Source organism: Oceanobacillus alkalisoli, from assembly GCF_021556485.1.
GTDB lineage: Bacteria > Bacillota > Bacilli > Bacillales > Amphibacillaceae > Oceanobacillus > Oceanobacillus alkalisoli.
The window spans coordinates 1-330 of the sequence record NZ_JAKGBW010000057.1; the positions used below are offsets into that span (position 1 = coordinate 1).

The 330-nt window shown below is 39.7% G+C and carries 1 protein-coding gene; it reads right to left on the minus strand.

The genetic code is table 11. The annotated features are described in order from the left end of the window. A partial coding sequence (locus LZD48_RS18485) for a helix-turn-helix domain-containing protein (protein ID WP_235764139.1) occupies window positions 1-330 on the minus strand: 330 nt, incomplete at both ends.

Consider the following 330-nt stretch of genomic DNA (forward strand, 5'->3'; position numbering starts at 1 on the left):
GATATTTCTCTGTGGCCTTTTGGTAATTCAAGTTATTGGCAATGGTGTATTGAGTAATTTCTATGCGCTCCTGAAATGTTGTCTTGCGCCCCTTATTCATTTCTTCTCTTCCCCCAGTAGATTTAAACTCTTTCCCACTAGTATAATGCTTTACCCACCGGGATAAAACAGAACGACTTGAAATATCGAATTTTTTACAGGTCTCTTCTAAGTTACCCTCATGGTTCAAGTAAAACTCGACTGCTTGCATCTTCAATTCTTTAGGGTACGTTTTCGGGCTCGTTGATTCTTTTAAGCCCTCTACACCATGTAGTTGATATTTGCGCATCC